The organism is Citrobacter sp. 506 (assembly GCF_050434985.1).
GTDB lineage: Bacteria > Pseudomonadota > Gammaproteobacteria > Enterobacterales > Enterobacteriaceae > Citrobacter > Citrobacter braakii.
This window is the reverse complement of sequence record NZ_JBNDJN010000004.1, coordinates 91,678-111,227: the sequence shown is the minus strand read 5'-3', so window position 1 is coordinate 111,227 and position 19,550 is coordinate 91,678. Positions and strand designations below refer to the sequence as shown.

The window sequence follows — 19,550 nt, the reverse complement described above, 5'->3', positions numbered from 1 at the left end:
TCGAGGATTATTTTATCCCGTCTGCGCTCATGCGATCGCGAATGTGTTGCGCACGTTCTGCAGATGCCGGGTGATCGTCAAACATTGAGCTTTGGCGTCCTGCTTCCAGTTTAGCCAGTTTCTCAAAGCTGGTGGCTAGTCCTGCCGGATTGATCCCACGTTTGCGCAACAAATCATACGAGTAATCATCCGCTTCGGATTCCTGACGCTGGGAGAACTGCGAGTTCACCAGTTTCTCGCCAAGATCGCCCAATTGCGACTGCGACAGGCTGCCGACAATGCCGCCAGCGGAAGCCGCTGCTGCACGTACGGCGTTAGTGCCCAGCGCGACCTGCATGCCTTTTTTCACGTGACCCAGCGCGACGTGGCCCATTTCGTGGCCGATCACCGCTTCGACTTCGTTATCGGTCATCATATCCATCAGGCCGCTGTACACGCGGATACAACCGTTCGCCATGGCAAAGGCATTCACATCTTTCGCCATATAGACTTTGTAGTTCACCGGCTGGCCGTTAATGTTGTCGCCAAGCGCGGCGGCGATTTTGCCAAGACGCGTTGCGTACTCGCTGCTGGCAGGGGCGATAGTAGCCTTGCTGTCCATATCTTTACAGGCCTGATCGCTCAGCGCTTTTACCTGAGTATCGCTCAGACTATAGGCCTGAAAAGCCTCTGCGCCAGAAGAAAGCAGTCCGTTTGAGTCCATGTTCTGGCAGCCGGTCAATGCCGCCGCCATGCTCGTAGCAAGCAGTAAAGCGCGAATTTTCATTTTTTCTCTTCCGCACAAAGTCAGGATTATTCTAAAAAATGCGTCGTTTGCAGGTAAACCGACGCTCGGCCTTAGTATAAAGAAAAGAACATTCAGCGGGCGAGAAGATTGCGCAACTTGCGCGCATGATCCAGAGATTTCTGAAGCGGTAAAAGGATGCTCCATGTACATGACACGCGGCTTGGGTTACATTGTTGGCACTTTTTTCCGGCGTAGCCCAAAACGCGCTGTCGTCAAGTCGTTAAGGGCTCAGCCTTCATTATCCGATCTGGAGTCAAAATGTCCTCACGTAAAGAGCTTGCCAATGCTATTCGTGCGCTGAGCATGGACGCAGTACAGAAAGCCAAATCCGGTCACCCGGGTGCCCCGATGGGTATGGCTGACATTGCCGAAGTCCTGTGGCGTGATTTCCTGAACCACAACCCGACTAACCCGTCCTGGGCTGACCGTGACCGCTTCGTGCTGTCCAACGGCCACGGCTCCATGCTGATTTACAGCCTGCTGCACCTCACCGGCTACGATCTGCCGATGTCCGAGCTGCAGAACTTCCGTCAGCTGCATTCCAAAACTCCGGGTCACCCGGAAGTGGGTTACACCGCAGGTGTTGAAACCACTACCGGTCCTCTGGGTCAGGGCATTGCGAATGCTGTGGGTATGGCTATCGCCGAAAAAACGCTGGCGGCGCAGTTTAACCGTCCTGGTCACGACATCGTTGACCACTTCACCTATGCTTTCATGGGCGACGGCTGCATGATGGAAGGTATCTCTCACGAGGTATGTTCCCTGGCCGGTACGCTGAAGCTGGGTAAACTGGTAGCGTTCTACGATGACAACGGCATCTCTATCGATGGCCACGTTGAAGGCTGGTTCACCGATGACACCGCTAAGCGTTTCGAAGCTTACGGCTGGCACGTGGTTCGTGGCGTTGATGGTCACGATGCTGACGCGATTAAGCGCGCAGTGGAAGAAGCTCGCGCTGTGACCGACAAACCGTCCCTGCTGATGTGCAAAACCATCATCGGTTTCGGTTCCCCGAATAAAGCCGGTACCCACGACTCTCATGGTGCGCCGCTGGGTGATGCAGAAATCGCACTGACCCGCGAACAGCTGGGCTGGAAATACGCGCCGTTTGAAATTCCGTCTGAAATCTACGCGCAGTGGGATGCGAAAGAAGCAGGCCAGGCAAAAGAAGCTGCATGGAACGAGAAGTTCGCTGCTTATGCGAAAGCCTTCCCGCAGGAAGCCGCTGAATTCACCCGTCGTATGAAAGGTGAAATGCCGTCTGACTTCGACGCAAAAGCGAACGAGTTCATCGCTAAGCTGCAGGCTAACCCGGCGAAAATCGCCAGCCGCAAAGCGTCTCAGAACGCGATTGAAGCGTTTGGTCCTCTGCTGCCTGAATTCCTCGGCGGCTCCGCTGACCTGGCACCAAGTAACCTGACTCTGTGGTCTGGTTCTAAAGCTATCAACGAAGATACTGCCGGTAACTACATCCATTACGGTGTACGTGAATTCGGTATGACCGCTATCGCTAACGGTATCTCCCTGCACGGTGGCTTCCTGCCGTACACCTCCACCTTCCTGATGTTTGTGGAATATGCCCGTAACGCGGTGCGTATGGCTGCGCTGATGAAACAGCGTCAGGTGATGGTCTATACCCACGACTCCATCGGTCTGGGCGAAGATGGCCCGACTCACCAGCCGGTAGAGCAGGTAGCTTCGCTGCGTGTGACCCCGAACATGAGCACCTGGCGTCCGTGTGACCAGGTTGAATCTGCCGTTGCATGGAAATACGGTGTAGAGCGTCAGGACGGTCCAACCGCGCTGATCCTCTCCCGCCAGAACCTGGCACAGCAGGAACGTACCGAAGAGCAGCTGGCGAACATCGCGCGCGGTGGTTACGTGCTGAAAGATTGCGCCGGTCAGCCGGAACTGATCTTCATCGCTACCGGTTCTGAAGTTGAGCTGGCTGTGGCTGCCTGGGACAAACTGACCGCTGAAGGCGTTAAAGCGCGCGTGGTTTCCATGCCGTCTACCGACGCGTTCGACAAACAGGATGCCGCTTATCGCGAGTCCGTACTGCCGAAAGCTGTTTCCGCACGTGTTGCAGTGGAAGCGGGTATCGCAGACTACTGGTTCAAATACGTGGGCCTGAACGGCGCTATCGTTGGTATGACTACCTTTGGTGAGTCTGCACCGGCTGAGCTGCTGTTTGAAGAGTTTGGCTTCACTGTCGACAACGTTGTCGCGAAAGCAAAAGAACTGCTGTAATTTTGATTACAGGTGAAAACGGGTCGCTTATGCGGCCCGTTTTTTTAAAGTAAGTAAATTTATTCGGTTGTGTGCAACCCGAAAATGTAGATTTGCATCACAAATGTGATATTTAGTGATGTTTTATATTTGCAACTTGAATCACATTATTGCTATTGATTTTTATATTTCTTTTCTCAATTCATTGTTTTTAAAGGCATCACCAAAAAACATTCTGCGCTGTATGTAGTTTTCTCCTCGATTGATTTCATTTTGCCGTGCGCGTATTTTATTTTTAACGCTAACTCGTACCCTAAAAATAAAATAAGGAAAATGTATGCGGCTGATTGATTACTTTCCAGAATCATCTATCTCAATAAAAAATTCAGCAAAGAACTGGCAGGAGGCAATTGACTTTTCTATGTCATCCTTACTCGCCAATCATTATGTCAATTCAGATTATATTCAGGCCATTAAAGACTCAACGATTAACAATGGTCCTTATTATATTTTAGCGCCAGGCGTCGCCATGCCGCACGCTCGACCGGAGTGTGGCGCGTTAAAAACCGGTATGTCATTAACGCTTCTCAAACAGGAAGTGAAATTTGCCGAAGATGATGAAGGTATCAGATTATTAATCGGATTGTCGGCGGCTAATGCTGATTCACACATTGGCGCTATTCAGGCCTTAAGCGAATTATTATGTGAAGAGGAAGCACTAACCGCTTTGTTAGCGGCTAAATCAGAAAAACAATTGGCGGATATTATCGCTCAAGCATAATTAACGGTTTCCTTTCAGGACATTATTATGGAAAACAAGTCTGCTCGTGCCAAAGTCCAGGCTTTTGGTGGGTTTTTGACTGCAATGGTCATTCCCAACATCGGTGCGTTTATTGCCTGGGGTTTTATTACCGCATTATTTATTCCTACCGGTTGGATGCCGAATGAGCATTTCGCCAAAATTGTCGGTCCGATGATTACCTATTTACTGCCCGTCATGATTGGCTCCACTGGGGGGCATCTGGTTGGCGGGAAACGCGGTGCGGTGATGGGGGGCATTGGTTCTATTGGCGTTATTGTGGGCGCGGATATCCCGATGTTCCTTGGCGCCATGGTAATGGGGCCGCTTGGCGGTTGGGTGATTAAGCATATCGATCGTCTGCTGGAAAAACGCATTCCTGCAGGCTTCGAGATGGTTATCAATAATTTCTCTCTTGGTATCGCGGGAATGCTCTTATGCTTGTTGGGGTTTGAAGTTATCGGCCCGGCGGTTCTCATTGCCAATAATTTCGTGAAGGAGTGTATTGAAGCGTTGGTTCATGCGGGCTATCTGCCGTTGCTATCCGTAATCAATGAGCCGGCAAAAATCCTCTTTCTGAACAATGCCATCGATCAGGGGGTGTATTATCCGCTGGGGATGCAGCAAGCTTCTGAAACGGGAAAATCAATTTTCTTCATGGTGGCATCTAACCCAGGGCCGGGATTAGGTTTGTTACTCGGCTTTGCTATCTTTGGCAAAGGAATGAGTAAAAAGTCTGCGCCAGGCGCCATGATTATCCACTTCCTCGGTGGTATTCATGAACTGTATTTCCCGTATGTGCTGATGAAGCCTCTGACCCTGATCGCGATGATTGCCGGGGGAATGACCGGGACGTGGGTATTCCACCTGCTGGACGGTGGGTTAGTTGCGGGGCCAAGCCCAGGATCCATATTCGCCTATCTGGCATTAACGCCGAAAGGTTCTTTCCTCGCGACCATTGCAGGAGTTACCGCGGGAACCGTTGTTACTTTTGTTATTACCTCTGTCATCCTGAAAATGGAAAAGAACGTTGAAACAGAAAGTGAAGATGACTTTGCTGAATCAGCCAGAACCGTCAAAGCGATGAAGCAGGAAGGGCAATTCTCTTACAAAAACATTAAACGCGTCGCTTTTGTCTGTGATGCAGGAATGGGTTCCAGTGCTATGGGGGCAACCACATTTCGTAAGCGTCTGGAGAAAGCGGGATTGAATATTACTGTGACGCATTATGCTATCGAAAACGTTCCGCAAGATGCCGATATTATTGTCACCCATGCCAGTCTTGAAGGTCGTGTTAAACGTGTAAGTGAAAAGCCATTAGTGCTGATTAAGAACTATATTGGTGACCCATTGTTGGATGATTTATTTAAACGCATTACTGCGAACTAGCCTTCTTCTATTTTTGGAGTGAATATGAAAACGAAAGTTGCTGCCATATATGGCAAGCAGGATATTCGTATCCGCGAGTTTGAACTGCCTGCAATTACAGATAATGAATTGTTAGTAAGCGTAATATCCGATAGCGTTTGTTTGTCCACCTGGAAAGCAGCAGCATTGGGGAGCGATCATAAACGCGTACCGGACGATCTGGAAAATCATCCGGTTATTACCGGACATGAATGTGCAGGTATTATTGTTGAGGTGGGAAAAAACCTGACGGATAAATATAAGAAAGGTCAGCGTTTTGTGTTGCAACCCGCGATGGGATTGCCAAGTGGATATTCAGCAGGATACAGCTATGAATATTTTGGCGGCAATGCGACATATATGATTATCCCGGAAGTGGCGATTAACCTGGGATGCGTTTTGCCTTACCACGGCTCTTATTTTGCCGCTGCCTCATTGGCAGAACCGATGTGCTGCATTATTGGGGCGTATAACGCGAATTTTCATACCACGCCTTACGTTTATGAGCATCGCATGGGGATTAAGCCAGGGGGGAACATTGCGCTTCTGGCCTGCGCCGGGCCGATGGGTATTGGTGCAATAGATTATGCCATTAACGGGAATATTCAGCCGTCGCGCGTGGTGGTGGTCGATATTGACGAAGCACGACTGGCGCAAGCTAAAAAACTGTTGCCCGTTGAGTTGGCGGCTGAAAAGGGGATTGAGCTCATCTATGTGAATACTACTGGCATGGATTCTCCGACAGCGATGCTGCGAGCGTTAACTCATGACGCAGGTTTTGATGATGTCTTTGTGTATGCGGCAGTGCCTGCAGTTGTTGAGATGGCTGATGATTTACTCGCGGAAGATGGTTGCCTGAATTTTTTTGCCGGCCCTACGGACAGTAACTTCAAAGTGCCGTTTAATTTTTATAACGTGCACTACAACAGCACTCACGTTGTCGGGACATCCGGTGGTTCAACGGATGATATGAAAGAGGCCATTGCGCTCAGTGCAACTGGCCAACTGCAACCGTCTTTTATGGTGACGCACATTGGCGGCCTTGATGCAGTTCCGGAAACTGTTTTGAATTTACCGGCGATCCCCGGCGGTAAGAAGCTGATATATAACGGCGTTACCATGCCACTAACCGCCATTGCTGATTTTGCCGAGAAAGGGAAAACTGACCCATTATTCAAAGAACTGGCGCTGCTGGTGGAGGAGACGCACGGTATCTGGAATGAAAAGGCAGAAAAATACCTTTTGGCACACTTTGGCGTTGATATCGGGGAGGCGGCGATATGATGTCGCTGGCATGGCCGCTATTTCGTATCACGGAGCAGGCTGCACTGGCAGCCTGGCCGCAAACCGGGTGCGGCGATAAAAACAAGATTGATGGTCTGGCTGTGACGGCAATGCGGGAAGCATTGAACTGTATTGCCATTCGCGGACGCATCGTTATTGGCGAAGGGGAGATTGATCAAGCCCCGATGCTGTGGATTGGTGAGGAAGTGGGAACCGGCACCGGACCTGAGGTAGATATCGCCGTTGATCCTATCGAAGGAACCCGAATGGTGGCTATGGGGCAAAGCAATGCGCTGGCCGTCATGGCGTTTGCCCCTCGCGGTAGTTTGTTACACGCCCCTGATATGTACATGAAAAAACTGGTTGTTAATCGGTTTGCGAAAGGGGCGATTAATCTGGCGCTGCCGTTGGCAGATAATCTGCGTAATGTGGCAGAGGCGTTGGGTAAACCGCTGAAGCGACTGCGGATGGTGACGCTGGATAAGCCGCGCCTTCAACCAGCGATTGCCGAGGCGACACGGCTTGGCGTCAAGGTCTTTGCTCTGCCCGACGGCGACGTGGCCGCCAGCGTGCTGGCCTGTATGCAGGAGAATCCTTATGATCTGATGTATACCATTGGCGGCGCGCCTGAAGGGGTTATTTCAGCCTGTGCGGTTAAAGCGCTGGGGGGCGATATGCAGGCTGAACTGATTGATTTTTGCGAAGCGAAAGGAAATAACGCAGATAATCGTCTGATTGCGGCACAGGAACATCAGCGCTGCGCGGAAATGGGCGTTGAGATCAACCGGATCTATGCGCTGGACGAACTGGTAGGGGGAGATAAGATCCTCTTCAGCGCAACAGGGGTCACGGGCGGCGATCTTGTGAAAGGGATCCAACAGGTTGCGAATGGTGTGCGCACGCAAACTTTACTGATCGGCGGCGCGGATCGAACGTGTAATATAATAGACTCTCTGCATTCATGGTGATTTATCGAGAAACGAATGACGACGCTGACAGAAGACGATGTGCTTGAGCAACTGGATGCTCAAAATAATTTACTCTCGTTTATGACGACGGCACATAACATTTTGCTCCAGGGCATTAAGCGCTTTCTACCGTCGCTGTTCGTTAATAACGATGAAGAGATCGTGGAATATGCAGTGAAGCCGTTACTCGCCCAGAGTGGACCGCTTGACGATATCGACGTTGCGTTACGTCTGATTTATGCGTTGGGAAAAATGGATAAATGGCTTTATGCCGACATCACCCATTTCTCTCAGTTTTATCAGTACCTGAACGAGCAGGATAATATCCCCGGTTTTGCCGATGACATTACCTGGGATTTTGTCAGCAACGTGAACAGTATCACCCGCAACGCAACGCTCTACGGTGCGCTGGAGTCGATGAAATTTGCCGACTTTGCTGCGTGGTCCGAAGTGCGCTTTAGCGCAATGGTCAAGACGGCAATGACGCTGGCAGTGACGGCGATTTTAAAGGAATTAACGCCGTGAAAATCAAACTAACGGTGAATGGGCTACAGGTTGAAGCACATTACCGTGATGATGAGATAGAGAACGTCCACAAACCGTTATTACAACAGCTGGCAAAAATACATGCCACTCACCCGCAGCGACGAACGATCGTTTTTCTCAGCGCACCGCCTGGTACGGGTAAATCGACGCTGACCACCTTCTGGGAATATCTCTCCCGTCAGGATCCTGGCCTGCCGGAGATCCAGACGCTGCCGATGGATGGCTTCCATCACTACAACACCTGGCTGGATGCTCATAACCTGCGAGCATATAAAGGTGCGCCGGAAACCTTTGATGTGGATAAGCTTGCGCAGAATCTACGTCTGATAAGGGAAGGGGAGGGCACCTGGCCACAGTACGACCGGCAAAAACACGATCCGGTAGAAGCGGCCATAACAGTGAGCGCGCCGATTGTGATTGTGGAAGGCAACTGGTTATTACGCGATGATGAAAGGTGGCGGGCGTTAGCTGAGTTTTGTGATTACTCGCTGTTTATTCGTGCTCCTGCCAACGCGCTCCGTACACGACTGGTAGGCCGTAAACTGGCGGGCGGACTATCACAAGCTGACGCTGAGGCGTTTTATGAGCGTACCGACGGACCGAATGTTCGCCGGGTACTGGAAGCGAGTCTGCCTGGTGACCTGACGCTGGAGATGCTGGAATCTGGTGAATATCGGATAGCGTGAAGGCCAATTATTCCTGTTAAGCCGTAATGATTATTACGGCTTACTGGAATAATTTCCCCCGGTCTTAGCGGGAAAAGTGTGATGTACGTCAGATAACTGTTTTCTTTGGCTGGACAATCATTCCTTTTATTCCGCGTTTCGCTTATTCTAGCTGAAGCGTTTCAGTCGATTAAATGTTCGACAATTAACCAATTAGTCGCAGTTTGCGACAGGTAAGGTTTCCCTGAGCGATTTGCTGCATTACTCTGTCTGCCACATCGTTTCTGAGAAATCCTTGCAGGAGACCTATGACCGTACGCGTAGCGATTAATGGTTTCGGTCGCATCGGACGCAACGTGGTTCGTGCTTTGTATGAATCCGGGCGTCGGGCGGAAATCACCGTGGTGGCAATCAACGAACTGGCGGATGCTGCAGGCATGGCGCATTTGTTGAAATATGACACCAGCCATGGACGTTTTGCCTGGGATGTTCGTCAGGAACGTGACCAGCTCATCGTTGGCGATGACGCGATCCGCATTCTGCATGAGCGAACGCTCGATGCGCTTCCCTGGCGCGAACTGAGTGTCGACGTTGTGCTGGACTGTACGGGGGTTTTCGGCAACCGCGAACACGGCGAGGCGCATATTGCCGCTGGTGCAAAAAAAGTGCTCTTTTCACATCCTGGTAGTCACGACATCGACGCAACCGTTGTGTATGGCGTTAATCAGGATCAGCTCCGCGCTGAACACCGGATCGTTTCCAACGCCTCCTGCACCACGAATTGCATAATACCCGTCATTAAATTGCTGGATGATGCTTACGGCATTGAGTCTGGTACCGTCACCACGATCCACTCCGCGATGCACGATCAGCAGGTTATTGATGCCTATCATCCTGACCTGCGTCGCACGCGAGCGGCCAGCCAGTCTATTATTCCGGTTGATACCAAACTGGCGGCGGGAATCACGCGAATTTTCCCGCAGTTTAACGATCGTTTTGAAGCGATTGCGGTGCGTGTACCGACCATAAATGTGACGGCGATCGACTTAAGCGTGACGGTGAAAAAACCAGTAAAAGCCAGTGAAGTCAACCAGTTGCTGCAAAAAGCAGCACAAGGTGCATTTCATGGTATAGTTGACTATACGGAATTACCGTTGGTCTCTGTAGATTTTAACCACGACCCGCACAGCGCCATCGTTGATGGTACGCAAACGCGCGTGAGTGGCGCTCACCTGATCAAAACGCTGGTCTGGTGTGATAATGAATGGGGCTTTGCTAACCGTATGCTCGACACAACGTTAGCGATGGCTGCTATTGGTTTCAGGCTCGACGCTTGAGCGTCGACAAAACTTTATGAATCAACGAGAGGATTCACCATGTCTGTAATTAAGATGACCGATCTGGATCTGGCTGGTAAACGCGTTTTTATCCGTGCGGACCTGAACGTACCAGTTAAAGAAGGGAAAGTAACCAGCGATGCGCGTATCCGTGCTTCCCTGCCGACCATCGAACTGGCCCTGAAACAGGGTGCTAAAGTGATGGTAACTTCCCACCTGGGTCGTCCTACCGAAGGCGAGTACAACGAAGAATTCTCTCTGCTGCCGGTTGTTAACTACCTGAAAGACAAACTGTCTGCTCCGGTTCGCCTGGTAAAAGATTACCTGGACGGCGTTGAAGTCGCTGCCGGTGAACTGGTTGTTCTGGAAAACGTTCGCTTCAACAAAGGCGAGAAGAAAGACGACGAAGCGCTGTCCAAAAAATACGCTGCGCTGTGCGACGTATTCGTAATGGACGCTTTCGGTACAGCTCACCGTGCGCAGGCTTCTACCCACGGTATCGGTAAATTCGCCGACGTAGCTTGCGCTGGTCCGCTGCTGGCTGCTGAGCTGGATGCGCTGGGTAAAGCGCTGAAAGAACCTGCTCGTCCGATGGTGGCTATCGTTGGTGGTTCTAAAGTTTCTACCAAACTGACCGTTCTGGACTCTCTGTCAAAAATCGCTGACCAGCTGATCGTTGGTGGTGGTATCGCGAACACCTTCGTTGCTGCTCAAGGCCACAACGTCGGCAAATCCCTGTACGAAGCTGACCTGGTTGATGAAGCTAAGCGTCTGCTGACGACTTGCGATATCCCGGTCCCGACTGACGTTCGCGTAGCGACTGAATTCTCTGAAACTGCACCGGCTACGCTTAAATCCGTTAGCGATGTAAAAGAAGACGAGCAGATCCTGGATATCGGCGACGCTTCTGCACAGCAGCTGGCTGACATTCTGAAGAATGCGAAAACCATTCTGTGGAACGGCCCGGTTGGCGTGTTCGAATTCCCGAACTTCCGCAAAGGTACTGAAATCGTTGCTAATGCTATCGCAGACAGCGAAGCATTCTCTATCGCAGGCGGCGGTGACACCCTGGCAGCAATCGACCTGTTCGGCATTGCTGACAAAATCTCCTACATCTCTACTGGCGGCGGCGCATTCCTCGAATTCGTGGAAGGCAAAGTACTGCCAGCAGTAGCCATGCTCGAAGAGCGTGCTAAAAAGTAAGACATTGATGGGCAGGGAAACCTGCCCAATTATTAGCGCGCTGTCGAGCGCGCCCCCTTTCCAAGGCCGAAGATACAGGACTCGCAACATGTCTAAAATTTTTGATTTCGTAAAACCAGGCGTAATCACTGGTGATGACGTACAGAAAGTTTTCCAGGTAGCTAAAGAAAACAACTTTGCTCTGCCAGCTGTTAACTGCGTTGGTACCGACTCCATCAACGCCGTTCTGGAAACCGCTGCAAAAGTTAAAGCGCCGGTCATCGTCCAGTTCTCCAACGGTGGTGCTTCTTTCATCGCGGGTAAAGGCGTGAAGTCTGATGTTCCTCAGGGCGCTGCAATCCTGGGTGCTATCTCTGGTGCGCATCACGTTCACCAGATGGCTGAACACTATGGTGTTCCGGTTATCCTGCACACTGACCACTGCGCGAAGAAACTGCTGCCGTGGATCGACGGTCTGCTGGACGCGGGTGAAAAACACTTCGCAGCAACTGGCAAACCGCTGTTCTCTTCTCACATGATCGACCTGTCTGAAGAGTCTCTGGAAGAGAACATCGAAATCTGCTCCAAATACCTGGCGCGCATGTCCAAAATGGGCATGACTCTGGAAATCGAACTGGGTTGCACCGGTGGTGAAGAAGACGGCGTGGACAACAGCCACATGGACGCTTCTGCACTGTACACCCAACCGGAAGACGTTGACTACGCATACACCGAGCTGAGCAAAATCAGCCCGCGTTTCACCATCGCAGCGTCCTTCGGTAACGTACACGGCGTTTACAAGCCGGGTAACGTAGTTCTGACCCCGACCATCCTGCGCGACTCTCAGGACTATGTTTCTAAGAAACATAACCTGCCGCATAACAGCCTGAACTTCGTCTTCCACGGTGGTTCCGGTTCTACTGCTCAGGAAATCAAAGACTCCGTAAGCTACGGCGTAGTGAAAATGAACATCGACACCGATACCCAATGGGCTACCTGGGAAGGCGTTCTGAACTACTACAAAGCAAACGAAGCTTACCTGCAGGGTCAGTTGGGCAACCCGAAAGGCGAAGATCAGCCGAACAAGAAATACTACGATCCGCGCGTATGGCTGCGTGCTGGTCAGGCAACCATGATCACCCGTCTGGAACAGGCTTTCAAAGAACTGAACGCGGTTGACGTTCTGTAATTTACGCCGTCCAACGTGACATGAGGCCCGCAAATGCGGGCCTTTTTTATTGCCATTTCAATGTGCTGCTGACAGAGAATTCTGTGATCTGTTTGGCAAAATCTGAGTTTATTGTTTACCCTTGTCAGGTTGCCAGTCCCGTTAGGGCGGCTTTATTTCTCCCGTTTGGGTAAGCAAAAAAGGAATATTGAATGGAAGATTTGAATGTTGTCGACAGCATAAACGGTGCGGGCACCTGGCTGGTCCGCAATCAGGAGCTACTGTTGAGCTATGCCGTCAACATCGTTGCGGCTCTCGCGATTGTCATTATCGGTATGATCGTGGCGCGTATCGTATCAAACACCGTTAACCGCCTGATGCTGGCGCGTAAAATTGATGCCACCGTTGCCGACTTTCTTTCTGCACTGGTGCGCTACGGTATTATCGCTTTCACGCTGATTGCCGCGCTGGGTCGCGTTGGGGTGCAAACTGCCTCCGTGATCGCCGTTCTCGGTGCCGCAGGTTTAGCTGTCGGTCTGGCGTTGCAAGGGTCGCTGTCCAACCTCGCCGCAGGCGTGCTGCTGGTGATGTTCCGTCCGTTCCGCGCGGGTGAATATGTAGACCTTGGCGGCGTTGCGGGAACCGTGCTTAACGTGCAGATTTTCTCCACAACTATGCGTACCGTAGACGGTAAGATTGTGGTGATCCCAAACGGTAAAATCATTGCCGGGAACATCATTAACTTCTCTCGCGAGCCGGTCCGTCGTAACGAATTTATTATCGGCGTGGCCTACGACTCCGATATCGATCAGGTGAAAAAAATCCTCACTGATATCATCCAGTCTGAAGATCGCATCCTAAAAGACCGTGAAATGACGGTACGCCTGAATGAGCTGGGCGCTTCCTCGATTAATTTCGTCGTACGTGTCTGGAGCAACAGCAGCGATCTGCAAAGCGTCTACTGGGATGTACTGGAGCGCATTAAGCGCGAGTTTGACGCCAACGGTATCAGCTTCCCGTACCCGCAGATGGATGTGAACTTTAAACGCGTGAAAGAGAACGCGACCGACTAACTTCAGCTAAAAACGCCCGCCCGAGAGAGGCGGGCGTTGATTTATCTCGTCTTGTTAAGAATTGCGCTGACACCCCGCATCAGCTCGCCAACATCGTTTATTCCTTTACTTTCCTGTTGGGCAATCCATTCGGCCTGAACGTGCTGATAACCGGTAGCGGCTTGCCACGCATTCAGCTCGCTGTTGGTCAGGTAGTGAACGCGTGCACCCTCTTTTGCCATCTTTTTCGCCATTGCGGTCAGGCTTGCGTCCTGCACTGCGCCAATACGCTTTTGCGTCATGGCGGCGGCCCGATTGATGGCTGCGCGATCTTTCACGTCCAGGCTATCCCAGACGTCTTTATTCATCACCAGAAGATAAACGTGTCCGAGCCAGAGCGAAGGGGAGAGCTGAATATAGGGGGCCGCCCGCTGGGCATGGATATCATCTCCGCTGTCGAGGTTAACCATCAGGCCGTCAAGCTGTCCGGTCTGAAGCGCATCGGTAATTTTTTCATTCCATGGCATGCTGACCGGCACGCCGCCCGCGTTGCGTAAAAATGATTGATGCCAAAAGCTGGCGGTCCGCCATTGGCTTGCATTCAGCTGTGCCAAATCGACGTTCGGCCTGGTAGTAAAAAATCCAACCGGATAGCCGAGGAAAAACTGAAGATTCACCAGATTGTTGTTTTCCAGCTCGCGACCAAACTGGCGATACTCGCGGAAAATCCGCTGAAAGGCGTTAACCTGCGCTTCACCACGGCCCGGTCCGAGGGGGAAGCTCTTAAAAATCTGGTGTCGCGGCAGTTGTTCGGGCGTGTACTCAGGGACCACGATCCCCATATCCGCCACGCTGCCCTGGCCGATCGTTTTTAAGGCGTCATAGCTGGTGGACAGCTCGCCGTTCCAGTGAGCGTCGATTTTCAAACGTCCAAGCGACTCTTGTTCGATCGCGCGAAAAAAAGTCTCTTTTATGAGCCGGGTACGCATGTTGCCATATGGCTCGTGATCGGTATAGCGCAGCGTTCTGTCTGCGCTGGCGACAGTGGGCCACAAACTGGTAACTACCAGCGAGGCACAGAAGAGAAAAATGTTCGCGTTATGCTTCATACCCATTCCTTTGGTATAGACAGACTTATCTTTCAGCATACCTCGGGTAACGCACAATCGCTATTGTCAGAGACTGAATATGGAGGGGAGTGTGCGCGGTATTATTAATAATGCTAATTACTGATTAATATTATCCATTTCCTCTAATGAATCCCGCGCAGTATAGTCTGCCCACAAGACAATTATGTGAGATGCTTTACATGTTATCCTACTATTTTCAAGGGCTTGCGCTTGGTGCAGCCATGATACTTCCGCTTGGTCCACAAAATGCCTTCGTGATGAATCAGGGGATCCGTCGTCAGTATCACATCATGATTGCTTTACTCTGCGCCATCAGCGATTTAGTGCTGATTTGCGCGGGGATCTTCGGCGGTAGCGCCTTGCTGATGCAGTCGCCATGGCTGATGGCGCTGGTCACCTGGGGCGGGGTCGCATTTTTACTCTGGTACGGATTCGGTGCGCTAAAAACGGCGATGAGCAGTAATCTGGAACTGGCCAGCGCCGAGGTGATGAAGCAGGGGCGCTGGAAAATCATCGCCACTATGCTGGCGGTGACATGGCTCAACCCACATGTTTACCTGGATACCTTTGTGGTGCTCGGGAGTCTGGGGGGACAACTGGACGTTGAGCCTAAACGCTGGTTTGCACTGGGAACCGTCAGCGCTTCGTTCCTGTGGTTCTTCGGTCTGGCATTGCTGGCGGCCTGGCTGGCACCGCGTCTGCGAACTGCGAAAGCACAGCGCATCATCAATACGCTGGTAGGATTAGTGATGTGGTTTATCGCTTTTCAGCTGGCAAAAGAAGGTGTTGCGCACGTTCATGCGCTGTTCAACTAAGTGTTGTCTGATGGACAACGCAGCGAGATCGGCTAAGCTTGCCTGCATGTGCCCTGAGTTTTGGGGTAATTAATGAAACATGGAGGAACGACCGTGAAGTTCAAAATAATGGCCCTGGCGGCATTAGTCGGATTCAGCGCACTATCGGTACAGGCAAATGAGTTGCCAAATGGACCGCACATCGTGACTTCCGGAACGGCAAGCGTAGATGCAACACCAGACATCGCCACCCTGGCGATTGAAGTGAACGTTGCTGCAAAGGATGCGGCTTCCGCGAAGAAGCAGGCCGATGAGCGCGTGGCGCAATATCTGTCTTTCCTTGAACAGAACCAGATAGCGAAGAAAGACATTAGCGCTGCAAACTTGCGTACGCAGCCGGACTACGACTACCAGAACGGCAAAAGCATCCTCAAAGGTTATCGTGCAGTGCGCACCGTTGAAGTCACGCTGCGTCAGTTGGACAAACTCAACGCTCTGCTTGATGGCGCGCTGAAGGCCGGTCTGAATGAGATTCGTTCGGTATCGCTGGGCGTTGCCCAGCCGGATGCTTACAAAGACAAAGCGCGTAAAGCGGCGATTGATGATGCTGTTCATCAGGCTGAACAGCTGGCAGCGGGCTTTAATAGCAAACTGGGTCCCGTTTACAGTGTGCGTTACCACGTTTCCAATTATCAACCGAGCCCGATGGTACGGATGATGAAAGCAGATGCAGCGCCTGCAACCTCTGCTCAGGAAACCTACGAACAGCCGGTTATTCAGTTTGACGATCAGGTTGATGTCGTCTTCCAGATTGAGCCTACAGTAACCAATAAGTAGTCTTGATATAGGCGTAAGTCGCCATCCGGCAAGTTTTTAGCCTGATGGCGATGCTTACGCGTCTCATCAGGCCGACAAAACATTCCAGCCGGTTTTTCTGTGAGCAACTGTAAAAATGAGACCTCACATTCAGTCTTTTTTTTCGTGGTAATGAGGATAGGCCATAGCGATTTTTAAGGGGACGCTATGGATATTTTTATCTCGAAAAAGATGCGTAATTTCATTCTGCTGGCGCAAACCAATAACATCGCCAGAGCGGCAGAAAAAATACATATGACCGCATCGCCTTTCGGTAAAAGCATTGCTGCACTGGAAGATCAAATCGGCTATACGCTGTTTACCCGTAAAGATAACAACATCAGCCTGAATAAAGCCGGACAGGAGCTGTATCAGAAGCTGTTTCCCGTCTATCAGCGCCTCTCTGCCATTGATAATGAAATCCATAACGCCTCTTGTCGCTCGCGGGAAATCGTCATCGGTATCGATAATACTTATCCAACGATTATTTTTGACCAGTTGATTAGCCTTGGCGATAAATATGACGGCGTGACGGCTCAGGCCGTTGAATTCAGTGAGAATGGGGTGATTGATAATCTGTTCGACCGCAAACTGGATTTCATTATCTCGCCGCAGCACGTTTCTCCCCGCGTACAGGAGTTGGAAAATCTGGCGATCAGCGAACTGTCTCCGCTACGTCTGGGGTTTCTCGTTTCCCGGCGCTACGAAGAGAAACAGCCGCAGGATCTGCTGCGCGAGCTACCCTGGCTGCAAATGCGCTTCCAGAATCGCGCCAACTTTGAGGCGATGCTGGATGCTTATATGCGGCCCTGCGGGATCAATCCGACAATTATCTACCGTCCGTACAGCTTTATGGCCAAGATTAGCGCGGTGGAGCGCGGGCAGTTTTTGACGGTGATTCCTCATTTTGCCTGGCGGCTGGTGAATCCGTCGACGCTAAAGTATTTCGACGCGCCCGGCAGCCCCATGTATATGCAGGAGTTTCTCTATTCGCTGAAAAATCATCGCTATACCGGCACCATGCTCCAGCATATTGCTGAAGATCGTGACGGTACGGCAAGTTAACCGAGCATCGATCCTGTCTCGAGAAGGTTGCGATGCAGATCGAACGCATGGCTGAGATCGTGATGGATATGCCCGCCGGGTGCTTTTTCCAGATAGCGGTGCAGGTAGTCCCGGTAAAGGGGATGCGCACAGTTATCGATAATCGTGTGCGCCCGCTGCATCGGAGATAACCCACGCAGATCGGCAATCCCTTGTTCGGTCACGATCACTTTAACGCTATGTTCGCTGTGGTCGACATGGCTGCACATCGGCACGATGGTTGAGATTTTCCCGCCTTTGGCAATCGACGGCGCCATAAAGATAGACAGGTAGGCGTTGCGCTCGAAATCCCCGCTGCCGCCGATCCCGTTCATCAGGTTCACGCCCGCAACGTGCGTGGAATTGGCATGGCCGTAGATATCAAACTCCAGCCCAACGTTGAGCGCAATGACCCCCAGCCGACGGATGATTTCCGGGTTATTGGAGATCTCCTGCGGGCGCAGCACAATTCGGCTGGCGAAGAAGTCCATATTGTCGTAAATCTTCTGTAGCGACGGGGCTGAGATGGTCAGGCTGGAGGCGCTGGCACCGGTGATCTTGCCCGTTTCCAGCAGATGCACCACCGATTCCTGTAACACCTCTGAATACATCATAAAGGGCGGGATATCCGGATTCTCTCCCAGTCTCGCCATTACCGCGTTATTGATATTGCCCACGCCGCTTTGTAAGGGCAGAAACTCTGCTGGAATGCGTTTGTACGCCATTTCTGCCAGTAGGAAAGTGACGACGTTATCGGCAATTTGTTGGCTGACCGGATTGGTTTTATCCGACGCATTCCCGGCATCGGGCTGGTCGGTATCCACCACCGCGACCACTTTCCTGGGGTCTATCTGCACGCACTGACTGCCCACGCGATCCATGGTATGAAATATGGGCACGCTGTTACGCCGCGGCGGTGCGCCGGGTATTACGATGTCGGCAAACTCTGCCACGCGCGGATTATGGTAATGATTCAGCTCGATAATCACCTTTTTCGCCCGCAGCAGCCAGGTAGGCGCATTGCCAATACCGCTGGAAAGCCAAATCCGGCCATCCGGCGCAATGGCGGAAGCTTCAATGACGGCAACATCGATATCGCCAAAAAAGCCGTAATTAACCATCTGCGCGACTTCGCTCAAATGGAGATCGACAAACCTCACCTGGCCCTGGTTAATTTTCTCGCGCAGGCCAGATGAGGTTTGATAAGGCGCACGCCAGGAAACGGCATCCGCCGCGGATAGTGCATCATCAGCGGCGGCGCCAATTGACGCCCCGGTCAGCAGGCGGATCTGAAAAGGCTGCCCGTCCTGATGCCGTTCGCAGGCGCGTTGGGCAATTGCGGTGGGTAACGCTTTTGGCGAACCCGCGGGGGTAAAGCCGCTGAACGCCACCATATCATCGTGCTGGATAATTTCTGCCGCCTGTTCGGCGCTCATCCGTTTCATGGACGTCTCCTTCGTCGGACGTGATTAATGGCCAACAAAATTAGGTTTACGTTTTTCCATAAACGCGTTCATCCCTTCCTGATAATCCTCGCTGTCATACACCGCGCGGCGCATGCCCTGAATGCGCTCGAATTCGTCAGAGTTCATGGTGTGTGCTTCGCCCAACACGCGCAGTTCTTCTTTGATGACGGCGATTGCCAGCGGCGCTTTTTCCGAGATGTGATGCGCCATTTGCAGGGTGAAATCTTCCAGTTCCTCGGTTGGAACGACATGGTTGAGGATCCCGACCGCCATGGCGCGTTGAGCGGTGATGGGCGAGGCGGTAAAAATCAGCTCCTTAACGATGTGAAAACCAGCGTCACGGGTCAGGTTGTGGATGCCCACCAGGTTATAGGGCACGCCGAGGTTGACCGGGGTCATGGAGAAGGTAGACGTACTGGCTGCGATGATCAGATCGGAACTCATGATCATCTCAAACGCGCCGCCCCAGACGCTGCCTTCAACCATGGAGATCACCGGCTTCGGATATTTTTGGATCATGCGAGTTATCTGACGCAGCGGATCGTCATAAGAGAGCGGATCGCGACGTCCGGTGGGGAGTTCATGAATATCATGCCCGGCAGAGAACACTTTGGCCCCGCTCGGGGCACGCAGAATGATGCAGCGAATGTCCGGACGATTGAGGTCGCTCAGCGCCTGCATCAGATCGTCAATAAACACTTTGCTCAGGGCATTGAGCTTGCGGGCGTAATTGAACTCAATAACCGCGACTTTCTGGATGATGACCACGTTGACGTATTGATAAGACATAATGTTCTC

The 19,550-nt window shown here is 51.7% G+C and carries 18 protein-coding genes; 14 read left to right on the top strand and 4 right to left on the bottom strand.

Features of this window, described 5'->3' with window-relative positions; all coding sequences use genetic code 11:
• Positions 1 to 7: 7 nt before the first annotated feature.
• Positions 8 to 766, bottom strand: a complete 759-nt coding sequence (locus tag ABIE10_RS16010; RefSeq protein ID WP_016154387.1) for a M48 family metallopeptidase — start codon at positions 764 to 766, stop codon at positions 8 to 10.
• A gap of 279 nt (positions 767 to 1,045) precedes the next feature.
• Between ABIE10_RS16010 and tkt the strand changes: the two genes are divergently transcribed.
• The 11 genes from tkt to ABIE10_RS15955 all read left to right on the top strand — a co-directional run bounded on the left by tkt (position 1,046) and on the right by ABIE10_RS15955 (position 13,445).
• Complete coding sequence (gene tkt, locus ABIE10_RS16005; protein ID WP_016154386.1) at positions 1,046 to 3,037, top strand: transketolase; 1,992 nt, start codon at positions 1,046 to 1,048, stop codon at positions 3,035 to 3,037.
• Positions 3,038 to 3,353: 316 nt separating this feature from the next.
• Positions 3,354 to 3,797 (top strand): PTS mannitol transporter subunit IIA, encoded by a 444-nt coding sequence (gene cmtB, locus ABIE10_RS16000; protein ID WP_016157436.1) that lies wholly within the window; start codon positions 3,354 to 3,356, stop codon positions 3,795 to 3,797.
• Positions 3,798 to 3,824: 27 nt separating this feature from the next.
• Positions 3,825 to 5,204 (top strand): PTS mannitol transporter subunit IICB, encoded by a 1,380-nt coding sequence (locus tag ABIE10_RS15995; RefSeq protein WP_141875630.1) that lies wholly within the window; start codon positions 3,825 to 3,827, stop codon positions 5,202 to 5,204.
• 24 nt (positions 5,205 to 5,228) lie between these two features.
• Positions 5,229 to 6,506 carry a zinc-binding dehydrogenase gene (locus ABIE10_RS15990; protein ID WP_016154383.1) on the top strand — a complete coding sequence of 426 codons (1,278 nt, stop codon included), beginning with the start codon at positions 5,229 to 5,231 and terminating at the stop codon, positions 6,504 to 6,506.
• Positions 6,503 to 7,474, top strand: a complete 972-nt coding sequence (gene glpX, locus ABIE10_RS15985) for a class II fructose-bisphosphatase (protein ID WP_279265520.1) — start codon at positions 6,503 to 6,505, stop codon at positions 7,472 to 7,474. Before ABIE10_RS15990 ends, glpX begins: the two co-directional genes overlap by 4 nt.
• A 15-nt stretch (positions 7,475 to 7,489) precedes the next feature.
• Positions 7,490 to 7,999: an MltR family transcriptional regulator gene (locus ABIE10_RS15980; protein WP_016154381.1), complete on the top strand. Its 510-nt coding sequence runs from the start codon at positions 7,490 to 7,492 to the stop codon at positions 7,997 to 7,999.
• Positions 7,996 to 8,706 (top strand): nucleoside/nucleotide kinase family protein, encoded by a 711-nt coding sequence (locus ABIE10_RS15975; protein WP_046274945.1) that lies wholly within the window; start codon positions 7,996 to 7,998, stop codon positions 8,704 to 8,706. The genes ABIE10_RS15980 and ABIE10_RS15975 overlap by 4 nt, the downstream gene beginning before the upstream one ends.
• 287 nt (positions 8,707 to 8,993) lie before the next feature.
• Positions 8,994 to 10,022 carry an erythrose-4-phosphate dehydrogenase gene (gene epd, locus ABIE10_RS15970; RefSeq protein WP_016154379.1) on the top strand — a complete coding sequence of 343 codons (1,029 nt, stop codon included), beginning with the start codon at positions 8,994 to 8,996 and terminating at the stop codon, positions 10,020 to 10,022.
• A gap of 39 nt (positions 10,023 to 10,061) precedes the next feature.
• Positions 10,062 to 11,225 carry a phosphoglycerate kinase gene (gene pgk, locus ABIE10_RS15965; RefSeq protein WP_003027032.1) on the top strand — a complete coding sequence of 388 codons (1,164 nt, stop codon included), beginning with the start codon at positions 10,062 to 10,064 and terminating at the stop codon, positions 11,223 to 11,225.
• An 88-nt stretch (positions 11,226 to 11,313) separates the two neighbouring features.
• Entirely contained in the window at positions 11,314 to 12,393 is a 1,080-nt protein-coding gene (fbaA, locus tag ABIE10_RS15960) for a class II fructose-bisphosphate aldolase (protein WP_003027029.1), read from the top strand.
• A 191-nt stretch (positions 12,394 to 12,584) separates the two neighbouring features.
• Entirely contained in the window at positions 12,585 to 13,445 is an 861-nt protein-coding gene (locus tag ABIE10_RS15955; RefSeq protein ID WP_141875628.1) for a small-conductance mechanosensitive channel MscS, read from the top strand.
• 41 nt (positions 13,446 to 13,486) lie between these two features.
• Here ABIE10_RS15955 and dctP read toward each other — a convergent pair whose 3' ends face one another.
• Positions 13,487 to 14,533, bottom strand: coding sequence for a TRAP transporter substrate-binding protein DctP (dctP, locus tag ABIE10_RS15950; RefSeq protein ID WP_200079809.1), 1,047 nt, complete (start codon positions 14,531 to 14,533; stop codon positions 13,487 to 13,489).
• 200 nt (positions 14,534 to 14,733) lie between these two features.
• Between dctP and argO the strand changes: the two genes are divergently transcribed.
• The 3 genes from argO (at position 14,734) to srsR (ending at position 17,268) form a co-directional block, all read left to right on the top strand.
• On the top strand, positions 14,734 to 15,369 hold the full coding sequence (gene argO / locus ABIE10_RS15945) for an arginine exporter ArgO (RefSeq protein ID WP_003027005.1): 636 nt from the start codon (positions 14,734 to 14,736) through the stop codon (positions 15,367 to 15,369).
• Positions 15,370 to 15,462: 93 nt separating this feature from the next.
• The gene (locus tag ABIE10_RS15940) at positions 15,463 to 16,185 is read left to right on the top strand and encodes an oxidative stress defense protein (RefSeq protein ID WP_029139653.1); all 723 of its coding nucleotides are present in this window, start codon (positions 15,463 to 15,465) and stop codon (positions 16,183 to 16,185) included.
• A gap of 186 nt (positions 16,186 to 16,371) precedes the next feature.
• On the top strand, positions 16,372 to 17,268 hold the full coding sequence (srsR, locus tag ABIE10_RS15935) for a LysR family transcriptional regulator SrsR (RefSeq protein WP_016154369.1): 897 nt from the start codon (positions 16,372 to 16,374) through the stop codon (positions 17,266 to 17,268).
• On the opposite strand, the gene ABIE10_RS15930 is transcribed toward srsR, so the two are convergent.
• Both ABIE10_RS15930 and scpB read right to left on the bottom strand, forming a co-directional pair.
• Positions 17,265 to 18,731 carry an acetyl-CoA hydrolase/transferase family protein gene (locus ABIE10_RS15930; protein WP_429156283.1) on the bottom strand — a complete coding sequence of 489 codons (1,467 nt, stop codon included), beginning with the start codon at positions 18,729 to 18,731 and terminating at the stop codon, positions 17,265 to 17,267. The genes srsR and ABIE10_RS15930 overlap by 4 nt on opposite strands.
• Before the next feature lie 24 nt (positions 18,732 to 18,755).
• A complete protein-coding gene (gene scpB, locus ABIE10_RS15925; protein ID WP_049041966.1) occupies positions 18,756 to 19,541 on the bottom strand; it encodes a methylmalonyl-CoA decarboxylase in 786 nt (261 codons plus the stop codon).
• Between the last annotated feature and the right edge of the window lie 9 nt (positions 19,542 to 19,550).